Source organism: Actinomadura decatromicini (assembly GCF_008121305.1).
In the GTDB taxonomy this organism is placed as follows: Bacteria; Actinomycetota; Actinomycetes; order Streptosporangiales; family Streptosporangiaceae; genus Spirillospora; species Spirillospora syzygii.
Window position 1 is genome coordinate 377,578 of the sequence record NZ_VSRQ01000008.1, and the last position, 11,578, is coordinate 389,155.

The following is an 11,578-nucleotide window of genomic DNA, read 5'->3' on the forward strand; positions in this document are numbered from 1 at the left end:
GGCGTTAAGAGCCCTCCACGAGCTGCAGGCCGATCACCCCCGCCACGATCAGCCCGAGGAACACGAGCCGGGCGGGCGACGTGCTCTCGCTGAACGCGATCATCCCGGCGACCGCGACGCCGACCGCGCCGAGGCCGACGAACACCGCGTAGGCCGTCCCGACCGGGAGCTGCCGCAGCGACAGCGACAGCACGGCGACGCTGAGCACCGCCACGCCCAGCCCGATCACCGTCGGCCAGAGCTTCGTCAGCCCGTCCGACTGCTTCAACGCCGTCGCCCACACCAGCTCCATCAGCGAGGCGACGAGCAGGAAGATCCAAGCCATCAGGCCGCGTACCCCCCGTCGACCGAGATCGCCGCGCCGGTGACGTAGTCGCCGCCCGGCCCGGCCAGGTGCGCGACCATCGCGGCGATCTCCTCCGCGCGACCGTAGCGGCCGAGCGCGGAGAACCCGCGCTCGAACTCGGCGTCCGGGGAGTCGGCCGGGTTCATCTCGGTGTCGGTCGAGCCCGGCTGGACGACGTTCGCGGTGATCCCGCGCGGCCCGAGGTCGCGGGCGAGGCCCCTGGTCAAACCGGTCAGCGCGGACTTGCTCATCGCGTACAGCGTCCACCCCGGGTAGGGGACGCGCTCGGCCATGCTGCTGCCGATGTTCACGATCCGGCCGCCCCGGCCCAGATGGCGGGACGCCGCCTGAGCCGCCACGAAAGCCGCCCGGACGTGGATGTCGATGGTCAGGTTCAACTCGTCGGCCGAAACGTCCTCCAGGGGCCCGTACGGGGCGATCCCGGCGTTGTTGACCAGGATGTCGAGGCGTCCGAACTCCGCCGCCGTCCGGTCGACGGCCGCGGTCACGGCCGCCGGGTCGGCCGCGTCGGCGGCGATCGCCAGCCCGCGCCGGCCCGCCGCCTCGATGCCGCGGACGACCTCCGCGGCGCGCTCCGGGGCCCGCACATAGGTCACCGCGACGTCGGCGCCGTCACGGGCGAGGCGCAGCGCGATCGCGGCGCCGATGCCGCGCCCGCCGCCCGTGACCAGGGCCGATCGTCCTTCAAGATTCGCACCCATCCCGTCCTCCGGGGTGTAATAGGAAAAGTTTCCGCTTAGCGAGGTTAACCGGAAAACTTTCCGGATACAACTCCGCTACGCTGCCAAGCCGAACCGAGAGGGGACGGGATGCGGAACCTGCCGGTCGTCGGAAGCCCGCCCGCCGAGCGCGCCGACGCGGCGCTCAACCGGCGCCGCATCCTCCGCGCCGCCGCCGAGCTGATCGCCACCCGCGGCCCGGAGGCCGTGTCCATGGACGAGGTCGCCCGCGCCGCCGGGGTCGGCGTCGGCACCGTCTACCGCCGGTTCGGCGACCGCGCCCGGCTCGTCTACGCCGTGCTCGACGAGCGCGAGCGCGAGTTCCAGACCGCGTTCATCCAGGGGCCGCCGCCGCTCGGGCCCGGCGCGCCCCCCGGCGACCGCCTGCGCGCCTTCCTGCACGCCCTGGCCGACCGCACCGAGGCGCAGGCCGACCTGCTGCTGACGGCCGAGTCCGACCCCGCCGACGCCCGGTTCAGGGACGGCTCCTACGGCCTCTACCACCGGCACCTCGCCCTGCTCATCGGCGAGATCCGCCCGGACGCCGACGCCGCCTACCTGGCCGACGCGCTCCTCGCGCCCCTCGCCGCGAACCTGTTCCTCCACCAGCGCCGCACCCGCGGGATGCCGCTCGACCGCATCAAGGACGGCCTGGACGCCCTCGCCTCCGGGCTCCTCTCGGGCGCACCGGCCGGATGATCTGGGCAGATCATGACGAGAATCCCTTAACCGGACGCCCGCGGGCCGTCAGACTGGGGGCGTGAGCGACTTCGATCTCCTCGTCCTCGGTTCGGGTCCCGGCGGGCAGCGCGCCGCCATCGCCGCCGCCAAGCTGGGCCGCAGGGTCGGCATCGTGGACCGCCGCGACATGATCGGCGGCGTCTGCATCAACACCGGGACGATCCCGTCCAAGACGCTCCGCGAGGCCGTCCTCTACCTGACCGGCCTCAACCAGCGCGAGCTGTACGGCCAGAGCTACCGGGTCAAGGACGACATCACGGTCGCCGACCTCGGCATGCGGACGCAGCACGTCATCGGCCGCGAGACCGACGTCATCCGCAGCCAGCTCGCCCGCAACCGCGTGACCGTCCTGCCCGGCCGGGGCCGCTTCCGGTCGCCCGACACGGTCGGGATCAACGGGAACGGCGACCGGGAGCAGAAGGTCAGCGCCGACCGCGTCGTGATCGCCACCGGGACGCGCCCGGCCCGTCCGGAGACCGTCGCGTTCGACGACCGGACGATCATCGACTCCGACGGCATCATCCACATGGACCGCATCCCGGAGACCATGGTCGTCGTCGGCGCGGGCGTGATCGGCATCGAGTACGCCTCGATGTTCGCCGCGCTCGGCACCAAGGTCACCGTCGTCGAGCGCCGCGAGCGCATGCTGGACTTCTGCGACCTGGAGATCGTCGAGGCGCTCAAGTACCACCTGCGCGACCTCGCCGTCACGTTCCGTTTCCGGGAGACGGTCGCGTCCGTCGAGCGCATGGAGAGCGGCGCGATCACCGTCCTGGAGAGCGGGAAGCGCATCCCCGCCGACACCGTCATGTACTCGGCGGGACGCCACGGCATGACCGACGACCTCGGCCTCGACGCCGCCGGGCTCACCGCCGACAGGCGCGGCCGGATCAAGGTCGACGAGCACTACCGCACCGAGGTCCCGCACATCTACGCGGTCGGGGACGTGATCGGCTTCCCGTCCCTCGCCGCCACGTCCATGGAGCAGGGCCGCCTCGCCGCCCACCACGCCTGCGACGAGCCCGTCGCGGAGATCCATGAGACCCAGCCCATCGGCATCTACACCATCCCCGAGATCAGCTTCGTCGGCCGCACCGAGGACGCCCTCACCGAGGCCAAGATCCCCTTCGAGGTCGGCGTGTCCCGCTACCGGGAGCTCGCCCGCGGGCAGATCATCGGCGACTCCTACGGGATGCTGAAGCTCCTCGTCTCACCTGAGGACCACCGGCTCCTCGGCGTCCACGTGTTCGGCACCGGGGCCACCGAGCTCGTCCACATCGGCCAGACCGTCATGGGCTGCGGCGGGACGGTCGACTACCTGGTCAACGCCGTCTTCAACTACCCCACGCTCGCCGAGTCCTACAAGGTCGCCGCCCTGGACGCGATGAACAAGATGCGGCACATCGCCCGCCTGTCCGGCTAGGACGGCCAGAGCAGGTTCTCCAGCTCCGCGTCGATGTCGATGAACTCGCTCTCCTCACCGGCCGGGACGGCCTGGTAGGTGCGGTGCAGGAAGTCCGCGAGCGGCGACAGCGGCACCTCGAACAGCGCGTCCCCGAACGGGGACGACAGCGCGATGTTGAGCGTGCCGTCGTCGGAGCCCGGCCAGACCTCCACGTCCCCGTCCCCGACCTTGCGCACGATGCCGACCGTCAGCAGCTCTCTAGCGAAAATCCACTCCACCGGCTCGTCATCGCCCACGTAGAAGGCCATGCGGATCGCGTACGGGTCGTCGGCCGCGTACTCCATCCCGGCGAGCAGAGGGACGGTCGTGCGGTCGGGGACGACGAGACGAAGGCCCAGCTCCGCTGAGACTGTGGTACTGCTGTCCATGGCCATTCCCTCTGACGTCGGTCCCCTGGCGGGGAGTGCCCCCGGTGCTCCCACCCACGGACATCCCCGCGATCTATGACGCCTAACTGCCTGAGCGCGTTGGAACATTCCGGCGTCCCGGGGCCTTGTGACCCATCTCACCGCCTTTGACCTGCACAAAGACGCCCCGCGCGACCCTCGCCAACGGATCTTCCCGGTTTTCGACTTCAACTCCCTGGCTTAAAGTAAAGCCGTGGCAATCAGCGACAAAAAGGAAGCCCAACCGGACGAGGAGGGACGGTTCCACCGTTTCCGCGCCCGCCTCCGCCGCAACCCCCTCCTGAACACGGCCTGGCGCGCCGGCGTCTTCGCGGTCGGCGCCACCGTGCTCATCGGCGGCCTCGTCATGATGGTCACCCCCGGCCCCGGCCTCCTCGGCATCGTCATCGGCCTCGCGATCCTCGCCACCGAGTTCGCCTGGGCCCAGCGCGCCCTCCACCGCGCCAAGACCGCCGCCGACCGCGCCAAGGAGAAGGCGTTCGACCCCCGCAAACGCCGCCGCAACCTGATCCTCGGCACGACCACCGCCGTCCTGGCCGCCGCGGCCGTCGCCGCCTACCTGGCCATCTACGGCTTCGTCGTCCCCTGGAACATCGAAGACCCCGCCTTCTGGACCTGACCCCCGCCGAACGGATGCACGCGCAACCCCCGACATGCGCTAGAGTTTCGGCCACCGGGGCGATTAGCTCAGTGGGAGAGCGCTTCGTTCACACCGAAGAGGCCACTGGTTCGAACCCAGTATCGCCCACCCCTCACCAAGCAAGGCCAGAGGCCACTTCCAACACATGGAAGCGGCCTCTTCGCCGTCTTGGTGGTCACCTGCGCGTGGAGCCCGAGGCGGTCGGGGCCTCATGGAGTAGAGCGGCGAGGCTCACGATGGCGCACAGGGCGGCCGGGTCGTGGCTAGCCGGTAGCGCGGTCGCGTCGCGCCTTCCGCGGAGTGCTCACGGCACGTCCGCGATCGGTCGGTAGGTGTTGGCCGGCCCCACGACCGAGCGCGCGCACCGGAACGCGGCGAAGAGCCTCCTCACTGGACTTTCCATCATGATCCAGTGTGCGACGGACGCCATCTGTGTGGAGATCCTTTCTGTAGAGGGTTCCAAATTGGTGCTTATACATAGTGTCCGTATCTGGACTGCAATAACGTAGGGACCTTGGTATAAAATCGGCCCACTCCAGGTGGCATGGGGGATAATTGTATGACCAAAACCGGGATTCGGGTCGGCGGCCCGTAACCCTGACAGAGTCGCTCGCAGCTAGTACGGCGCAGCATCGCATCCTGCTTGTCACTCCGTCCCCGCTCAATGATCCGGAGCGGCTGGAGCCTCGTCACGAGCTCGAGGAGATTTACCGCGCGCTGGACGAGCTTCGTGTGGACGTCGACATCATCGCGCTCAATCCGCCGACCGTGGGCATGCTCAGGATGGCGCTGGCCACCAATAAGTTCGACATCGTCCATATCGCGATGCACGCCACCGGGGAACACCTTGAGTTCGAGGCGGACAATGGGTTGATGGTAAGGCTGCCGTACGACAGGTTCGCCCGGCTCTTCAGACAGTGCTCCGATCTACTGTTGGTTCTCAACGGGTGCGCGACCGAGAAGCTGGCGGACAGTATCGCGCGATCGGCCGCCGGGGTCACCGTCATATCGGCTGCCGGGGATATTCCGCGAGCCTCCGCTCGGGCCGTGCTCGTGGATATCTATCGGATGCTGTTCGCGGGAATGAGCCCGGAGCGCGCGGTCAGTGAGGCGTCGACTGAACTTTCCGGGCTGGCCCCCGAGTCGGAGCCTGCATTGAGGGTCCGCGGCCGGGCGACGGAGGAGGCGATCTTCAAGATCGAATCAGGGGTTGCATCTCCGAACTTCCTGGCCTGCTCTCCGCACAACAGTTTCCCCGCGCTTCACCACCAGTTCTTCGACCGCGAGACCGAGGCCATCAAGATCTATGACATCCTCTTCGGTGAGCGATCGCACTCGCCTTTCGTGGCGATCACCGGTGTGACCGGGTTCGGCAAGACGGCCCTCGCCCAGACGCTCGCCAGCCGCTATAACTGGAGATTTCCTGACGGAATCGGCTATTTCCGGCCAGGTGGCGAACCGGTCTACCAGGGCGTCGCGAGGGCGTTGGGATGGGAACTGACGCAGGGGCCGGATGCGGTCCTGGCCGCGCAGGTCTCCCGGCGCCTTTCGGCGAGCAGATGCCTGTTGGTCCTGGACAACCTGGAAAGCGCGTCCGAGGAGACCTTGCAGGAACTTCGCGCGCTGTTCACCGCCTGGAACACGAGCGTGGGCGGCCGGGCCATCCTGATCTCCCAGGAATACCCGCAGGAGTTCAAGGAGATGATCGGCCCCAACAGAGTCAATGTCGGTTCCCTTCCCGTGTCGGCGTCCAGCGACCTGATGATCGGCCTGCTCGGCGGCCGAGAACGTGCTCAGCAGCTCCTCGGAGACGAGATAGCGCTCGTCGCGGAGTTATGTTTCATGCACCCTCGGACGCTCGTATCCGCCGGTTCGGTGCTCGACATCGGACAGTCGTGGTCGACGCTCAAGGAAGACCTTCAGAGGAACCACCTGCGCGGCCCCGTACAGATCAACTCTGAGGTGTTGGGGCAGATCATTTCTAAACTGGAGAAGAAGCAGCCCCTAGTCATGGACTTCATCGCCGCGTGGTCCATGTTCGAAGACCGCTGCAGGGAGAAGACCTGGCGCAGCCTCGTGGCGCAGGCGGCAGGAGCCGATGAGGCCGCTCGCGCCCTCTACTCCCAGGTCCTCAACGAGTTGCATGGAGCGGCGATCATCGGGCGGTACGATCTCGCCGGCGAAGTGCACTGCGTGATGCACCCGCTCGTCGTCTCTCACCTGAGGTTGCACCATGACCGGCTGTCCGACGAGAAGGCTCGTTCGCTGATCAGAGGACATCTGGACATCCAGAAGAAAGTGTCCTCTGAATTCGATGGCTACCCTGGCGACGAACTCGGCAACATCAGGCGGACGCTCCGGCTCGCCGAGGACCTACAAATGTGGCGGGAGATCATCTCCTATTGCGTCGAGGTGGTCGGCGACGCGGATCTGCCGCTCCTGCGCCGGGGCCCGTGGAAGGTCGCGAAGGAACTTCTCGACATCGGGGAGTCTGCCGCGGCGATGGTCCCCGATGGCGCGCCCGCCCGCCTCCGCCTCCTTCTCAGGAGGGGGCTCGTCCGCTACCGCCTCGCCGAGTTCGACCAAGCGGCCTCCGACTACGAACTGGCCCTCGAGGCGGCACGGGCGCTGAACCGGCCGCGAGACCAACTGACCGCTTTGCTTGGAAAAGGGCAAGTCCTGTATAGATGCGGTGATTTCGACGGTTCCGAAGCCGCCTACCGGGCAGGCCGCCAATTGGCCGAGGAAAGCGCTTCCGAGCTGAGACACGCCCTCGCGGACATCGATCACCAGCTCGGCAAGGTCCTCTATCGCAGAGGCGACCTGGCTGCCGCCCGACTGCTGTTTGAGTATGCCCGCACCGTTAGGGAGGCGCGAGGCGCCGATCGGGATCTTGCTAAGACTATTCACGAACTCGCCCGTATCGAGCACGCGGATGGCAACATAGACACGGCACGAGATCTGTACTCGCAGGCCCTCGCCATCGAGCGTTTGGTCGGTGATCCGGTGATGGAGCAGGCGACGTTGTTTCAGTTGGCGAAACTTGCCGTAGAACAGCACGACTTGGTCTCCGCTGAGCGGCTTTTCACCGAAAGTCGTCAGATATCGGAAGGATTGGTCGACCTTGTATGGATCGCCCATGCCCAATACGGACGCGCCGTTCTCGCGGCAGCCCGCGGGGCCCGTGAGGAGGCCGGAACGCATGCCTTGGAGGCGGTCAATCTCGCCCGGCAGTTGAACATCGGGCTTGCCAAGGAGATCGTCGGCTGGGCCGTGCAGGAAAAGATCCCCATGCGACCTGCTGCGGATCAATGAGGCTCAACACCCAGGATGTTCCCATGAACGTAGAGGAAGACAGTGCGATCGTCGCCAAACGGAAGAAGGCTCATAGATACACCAAGGAACCCGGGCGGGTGACGCTCCGTGAGTTCAGAGTGACCATGCAGTCCGAACACGCGCAAAGGGAGGTCTCCTTCTCGAACGAAATATGGTCCTGCACCTGTGACTTCTATGCGATGCGAAAGACCTGCAGCCATGTCATGGCCGTGCAGGAGATGTTGTTCGACAATCTGGGCATCCGTCGGCCGTAAGAAAGAACCGATTCAGGAACCGAGGTGAAAGAGATGATCATACGGCTTGCCGAAAGGCCGTTACGAACCGCGTTCGGCGTTTGGCGCGAGATGCTCTACTATGACGGGCAGGACCAGCTGATAGTGCTCGTCCTCGGCGAGGTGAGCGGCGCGTCGGACGTTCCCTGTCGCATGCACTCCGACTGTATTTCGGCGCATGTTTTCAACAGCGTCGAATGCGACTGCCGAGAGCAGTTTATCTCCGCCCAGCTCTTCATCAAGGAGCAGGGCCGTGGCGTGATCATCTGGCTTGACCAGGACGGCAGGGGAAACGGGCATATGGCGCTGATGCTGGCGGCCAGCCTGGCCGAGCGCGAGTCCATCCCGCAGACCGAGGCGTACCAGAGGCTCGGCTACGCGGCCGACCGTCGCACCTACAACAGTGCCGCCGCCGTCCTCCATGACCTGCGGGTCGGGTCCGTCCTGCTGCTCTCGGACAGCCCGGAGAAGGCCAAAGGGCTCACCGAGCGGAACATTGCGGTCAGTGGGATGCACTCGGTCGCGGTCGATCTCGAGGAGCACCCCGGGCTCCGCGCGTACTACGAGGACAAGCTGGCCCGGGGGTACACCATCGGCGGATTCAAGAGCGGGAGCGTCTGACGGTGGAGCGGACCCTGGTGATCATCAAGCCCGACGGCGTCGCGAACGGCCTCGTGGGGCGCGTCGTCAGCCGGTTGGAGCAGGCGGGCCTGCGCATCGTACAACTGAAGCTGACGCGGGCGACCAAGGCCCAGATCCTCGACCACTACGCGGAGGATCCGGAATGGCTTGAGAACGCGGGCGCCCGTGCGGTCGAGCGGCTCCAGGCGAACGGCATCGACTGGCGCGAGCTCACCGGCTGTGAGAACGCACCGGACGTAGGCCGGCTGATCAGGATGAGGCTGGTCGACTACATGTGCAGCGGCCCGATCGTAGTGCTCCAGGCGGCGGGTCCGGCCGCGGTCCGCAAGACTCGGCAGATCATCGGTGCGACGCTGCCGTCGCAGGCGGACCCGGGCTCCCTCCGCGGCGGCCACTGCTCCGACGACGTGATCCTGAGCTTCCAGGAGAAGCGCGCTCTGGAGAACATCGTGCACGCCTCTGGTGAGGTATCCGAGGCCCTGCGGGAGATCGAGATCTGGTGCGCGGGCACTCCGTCCCCGTGAGCGCGGATCCGAGTCCGCGCGGTCATGGCGTCGAGGCGGCGGCATGAAGGTACTCGTGCTCGGTGATCTCTGCCTCGACACCGTCGTGGAGGACGAGTTGGCGCTCGACTCCGTCATGGCCCGCGACGGCGGAGACCTCTCGCTGTGGACTCCCATGGCCGACGTTCCCGGCGGCACGTCCTACCATTTCGCCGCCGCCGCCGGGCGGCACGGTCACACACCGGTCGTCGTCGGCGCCATCGGCGCCGACGTCGCCGGTCGGGCGATCACGGAGGCGCTGACCGACGGGGCCATCGGGCACCGGCTGGCCGTCGACGAGCGGCGGCCGACCGGCCGGGCGATCATCGGTTACGGCACGACCGGGGCACGGATCATGTTCGCCTCCCGGGGCGCCGCCAACGAGGGCCTGTCCGGTACAGCGGTTCGTGAGGCGGTCGAAGCTCTGCCGGGGTTCGACGCCGTCTGGGTGTCCGGCCTCAGTCTGACCAGGAAGGGGACACCGACCTACGCGAGTGTGCGCGAGATCGCCGCCGGTGCCGCCGCCGGCGGTGTAAGGCTCCTTTTCGACGTCGTTCCGCACGAGTTCCACCGCCATTTTTCCGACGTGCCCTCGATCGCCGCCGAAGTGGGGCCGATCCATGGGCTGGTCTCCGAACTGCCCTCCGCCCGGAGACTGCTCGGGCTGGGCGACGCCGGCGAGACGCTCACCGAGCGGCTTCTCGACGAGACGGCCGAGCTGCTGCTGGAACAGGTCACCGCTACCGTGCTGCGCTATCGGTCCGGCTCGGCTTACCGGCAGTCAGTGCGTACTCGTGACGGGCTCGTAAAGGACCTTGAACGTCCCATTCCCGAGCGGCTCGGTCTCCGGGGATATGGTGACACGATGACCTGCGAGGTACTCTCCGAACTCGTCGGAGCGGTACCCGAAGGGGAGCCGATTTCCGGGAAGGTCGAGTCGCTCTAATGCGTATCCATGCTGTTGTCATCGGGGTGGACGTATATGCCGATCCCGCCATCAACAAGCTGAGTTTCGCCCGCCGCGACGCGGAGGCCGTTTCCGCCATGTTGAGGAGTTCGTCGTTCGCCGAGTCGATTGAGATCACCGAGCTGTTCGACGATCGGGCCACCCGCGTGAACATCATGCAAGCGATAGGAGTGGACCTCCCACGGAATTCCTCCTCGGAAGACGTGGTCCTCGTCTATTTTGCCGGGCACGGGTCCCCCGAACTGGAGACGCCGGGGGCGGAGACGGCCTCGCGCTACCTGATCTGCCACGACAGCAGATACGACTCCCTGCTGCCGACGTCGATCGACGTCGAGCTGGATCTAGCCAGGCTGGCCGCCCGTCTGCCGGCGGCCCTGGTGGTCTTCGTCACCGACGCCTGTTTCAGCGGCTTCTCAGGAGGCCGCGGCATCATCGGCCCCATGCTCGCCGCCCGGCGCAGGGAGAATCGGATGGCCGTCCGGCTGCCAGAACTGAGGCTCGGTGAGGGAACCGTCTTTCTCGGCGCCGCCGCGGAAGACGAGGTCGCCTGGGAGGATCCGTCGTTGCGGCACGGCGTTTTCACCTATTTCCTTCACAGGGGGCTGACCTCCGCCGCCGGAGGCGAGCGGATCGGCCTGTCCACGCTTTACGACGTGGTGTACGAGGGTGTGTCGAGATTCAGCCGATCGCGGCAGAATCCGGTCATGCACGGAACCGTGAAAGGGGCCTACCTCCCCATCTTCAGGTAGTGGCTTCGCAACGGACTCATCAGACGACAGGACACATCCATGGGTAGGTTTCTGCTTCTTACGGGCGACAAGGCCGCGGGTAAGACGACAGCGGTCCGGCGTGTAGTCGAGGAGGTTGGCATCGAGCGCTGCTTCGGCTTCTTCGCGGACGAGGTCCGGCGAGACGGCAAACGCCAGGGATTCGGGTTGACGACCCTGGACGGCCACAAGGGCGTGCTCGCATCCACCGATTCCGAAAGCACGCTGAGGGTCGGCGGTCCGAACAGTGCAGGGGTCGGCCGCTACGGCATCGAGTTGGACTTCCTCGAAAAGGTGTGCGTACCGCTCATCCGGAAGGCGACTTCCAGATCCGGTAGAGAAATATTGGTCCTTGACGAGATCGGGCCGATGCAGCTTTATTCCGAGCCGTTCAAAGAGGCCATAACCGCGGTTCTTTCTGGTTCGCCCCACGCCCTGGTGTTCGGCACGATCGTGTTACGGAGCACGCCGTGGGCTGATCAGTTCAAGAAGCTGCCCGGGGTCGAGACCTTTTTGTTGAACGAACAGAACAGGGACAGCCTGGCACGCATGATGTCCCTCTATCTCAGCGAGACCCTGCGTACGTTGTAGCCGTCCGGTCCACGTGCACGACGTCGCGAGCGTCGGCGCGTTCCGGCGCCGGCGCCCAGCCCCAGACGTCCCCGGCGCCGGGGACGTCTGGGGCTGGGCGCGAGATGACGGCTATTGATGGC

13 protein-coding genes and 1 tRNA gene are annotated in these 11,578 nt (G+C 66.7%); 11 read left to right on the plus strand and 3 right to left on the minus strand.

The genetic code is table 11. From position 1 onward, the window contains the following. Nucleotides 1–4: 4 nt before the first annotated feature. Nucleotides 5–325: a DMT family transporter gene (locus tag FXF68_RS34600; protein ID WP_148766811.1), complete on the minus strand. Its 321-nt coding sequence runs from the start codon at nucleotides 323–325 to the stop codon at nucleotides 5–7. Then, nucleotides 325–1,068, minus strand: coding sequence for an SDR family NAD(P)-dependent oxidoreductase (locus tag FXF68_RS34605; RefSeq protein WP_148766813.1), 744 nt, complete (start codon nucleotides 1,066–1,068; stop codon nucleotides 325–327). The genes FXF68_RS34600 and FXF68_RS34605 overlap by 1 nt, the downstream gene beginning before the upstream one ends. A 108-nt stretch (nucleotides 1,069–1,176) precedes the next feature. Here FXF68_RS34605 and FXF68_RS34610 point away from each other — a divergent pair, with 108 nt between their 5' ends. Together FXF68_RS34610 and sthA are read left to right on the plus strand one after the other, a co-directional pair. After that, nucleotides 1,177–1,785 (plus strand): TetR/AcrR family transcriptional regulator, encoded by a 609-nt coding sequence (locus FXF68_RS34610; protein WP_148766815.1) that lies wholly within the window; start codon nucleotides 1,177–1,179, stop codon nucleotides 1,783–1,785. A gap of 61 nt (nucleotides 1,786–1,846) precedes the next feature. Then, nucleotides 1,847–3,250 carry a Si-specific NAD(P)(+) transhydrogenase gene (sthA, locus tag FXF68_RS34615; protein ID WP_148766817.1) on the plus strand — a complete coding sequence of 468 codons (1,404 nt, stop codon included), beginning with the start codon at nucleotides 1,847–1,849 and terminating at the stop codon, nucleotides 3,248–3,250. Here sthA and FXF68_RS34620 read toward each other — a convergent pair. Beyond that, nucleotides 3,247–3,660: an SsgA family sporulation/cell division regulator gene (locus FXF68_RS34620; RefSeq protein ID WP_067887785.1), complete on the minus strand. Its 414-nt coding sequence runs from the start codon at nucleotides 3,658–3,660 to the stop codon at nucleotides 3,247–3,249. The two genes, sthA and FXF68_RS34620, sit on opposite strands and share 4 nt — an antisense overlap. A gap of 232 nt (nucleotides 3,661–3,892) precedes the next feature. Between FXF68_RS34620 and FXF68_RS34625 the strand changes: the two genes are divergently transcribed. The 9 genes from FXF68_RS34625 (at nucleotide 3,893) to FXF68_RS34665 (ending at nucleotide 11,456) form a co-directional block, all read left to right on the plus strand. Further along, a complete protein-coding gene (locus tag FXF68_RS34625; protein ID WP_148766819.1) occupies nucleotides 3,893–4,318 on the plus strand; it encodes a TIGR02611 family protein in 426 nt (141 codons plus the stop codon). Between the two features lie 57 nt (nucleotides 4,319–4,375). Continuing rightward, nucleotides 4,376–4,447, plus strand: a tRNA-Val gene (locus FXF68_RS34630). Between the two features lie 624 nt (nucleotides 4,448–5,071). Then, on the plus strand, nucleotides 5,072–7,654 hold the full coding sequence (locus FXF68_RS34635; protein WP_148766821.1) for a tetratricopeptide repeat protein: 2,583 nt from the start codon (nucleotides 5,072–5,074) through the stop codon (nucleotides 7,652–7,654). A 23-nt stretch (nucleotides 7,655–7,677) separates the two neighbouring features. After that, nucleotides 7,678–7,929, plus strand: a complete 252-nt coding sequence (locus tag FXF68_RS34640; protein WP_148766823.1) for an SWIM zinc finger family protein — start codon at nucleotides 7,678–7,680, stop codon at nucleotides 7,927–7,929. Between the two features lie 33 nt (nucleotides 7,930–7,962). Then, nucleotides 7,963–8,568 (plus strand): GTP cyclohydrolase II, encoded by a 606-nt coding sequence (locus FXF68_RS34645; protein ID WP_246179104.1) that lies wholly within the window; start codon nucleotides 7,963–7,965, stop codon nucleotides 8,566–8,568. A 2-nt stretch (nucleotides 8,569–8,570) separates the two neighbouring features. Next, nucleotides 8,571–9,113 (plus strand): nucleoside-diphosphate kinase, encoded by a 543-nt coding sequence (locus FXF68_RS34650; protein WP_148766827.1) that lies wholly within the window; start codon nucleotides 8,571–8,573, stop codon nucleotides 9,111–9,113. Between the two features lie 97 nt (nucleotides 9,114–9,210). Beyond that, a complete protein-coding gene (locus FXF68_RS34655; protein WP_187438255.1) occupies nucleotides 9,211–10,077 on the plus strand; it encodes a carbohydrate kinase family protein in 867 nt (288 codons plus the stop codon). Beyond that, nucleotides 10,077–10,847, plus strand: coding sequence for a caspase family protein (locus FXF68_RS34660; RefSeq protein WP_148766832.1), 771 nt, complete (start codon nucleotides 10,077–10,079; stop codon nucleotides 10,845–10,847). Before FXF68_RS34655 ends, FXF68_RS34660 begins: the two co-directional genes overlap by 1 nt. A 39-nt stretch (nucleotides 10,848–10,886) precedes the next feature. Beyond that, nucleotides 10,887–11,456, plus strand: a complete 570-nt coding sequence (locus FXF68_RS34665; RefSeq protein WP_148766834.1) for a nucleoside-triphosphatase — start codon at nucleotides 10,887–10,889, stop codon at nucleotides 11,454–11,456. Nucleotides 11,457–11,578 lie beyond the last annotated feature (122 nt).

Coding starts and splice junctions, on each gene's coding strand:
- FXF68_RS34645 (WP_246179104.1), top strand. CDS start 7,963: ATGATCATACGGCTTGCCGAAAGGCCGTTACGAACCGCGTTCGGCGTT.
- FXF68_RS34600 (WP_148766811.1), bottom strand. CDS start 325: ATGGCTTGGATCTTCCTGCTCGTCGCCTCGCTGATGGAGCTGGTGTGG.
- FXF68_RS34620 (WP_067887785.1), bottom strand. CDS start 3,660: ATGGACAGCAGTACCACAGTCTCAGCGGAGCTGGGCCTTCGTCTCGTC.
- FXF68_RS34640 (WP_148766823.1), top strand. CDS start 7,678: ATGAACGTAGAGGAAGACAGTGCGATCGTCGCCAAACGGAAGAAGGCT.
- FXF68_RS34665 (WP_148766834.1), top strand. CDS start 10,887: ATGGGTAGGTTTCTGCTTCTTACGGGCGACAAGGCCGCGGGTAAGACG.
- FXF68_RS34610 (WP_148766815.1), top strand. CDS start 1,177: ATGCGGAACCTGCCGGTCGTCGGAAGCCCGCCCGCCGAGCGCGCCGAC.
- FXF68_RS34605 (WP_148766813.1), bottom strand. CDS start 1,068: ATGGGTGCGAATCTTGAAGGACGATCGGCCCTGGTCACGGGCGGCGGG.
- FXF68_RS34660 (WP_148766832.1), top strand. CDS start 10,077: ATGCGTATCCATGCTGTTGTCATCGGGGTGGACGTATATGCCGATCCC.